This window comes from Pseudomonas sp. MD330_10, from assembly GCF_042610415.1.
In the GTDB taxonomy this organism is placed as follows: domain Bacteria; phylum Pseudomonadota; class Gammaproteobacteria; order Pseudomonadales; family Pseudomonadaceae; genus Aquipseudomonas; species Aquipseudomonas rhodesiae.
The window spans coordinates 1-238 of record NZ_JBHGZU010000146.1; the positions used below are offsets into that span (position 1 = coordinate 1).

Genomic DNA, 238 nt, shown 5'->3' on the forward strand with positions numbered 1-238 from the left:
GCAACTACTGCTACTTAGGCGACCAACGCAGCGTCGTCGCCAGCGCCACGTACCAATGGTGATCGGCGAAGAGGCTGCAGGCTGAAAAATGAAAAGCACAACCTTCCGCCGCTGGTCCTTCGTCCACACCTGGACCAGCCTGATCTGCACGGTCTTCCAGCTGCTGCTCGCCCTCACCGGCCTGCCGCTGGTGTTTCACCACGAGGACGACCATCTGCTGGGCAACGAACCCCAGCTC

The 238-nt window shown here is 61.3% G+C and carries 1 protein-coding gene; it reads left to right on the plus strand.

Translation table 11 applies throughout. From position 1 onward, the window contains the following. Window positions 1–88: 88 nt before the first annotated feature. On the plus strand, window positions 89–238 hold a 150-nt coding region (locus ACFZPT_RS26970), incomplete at its 3' end, for a PepSY domain-containing protein (RefSeq protein ID WP_379559173.1).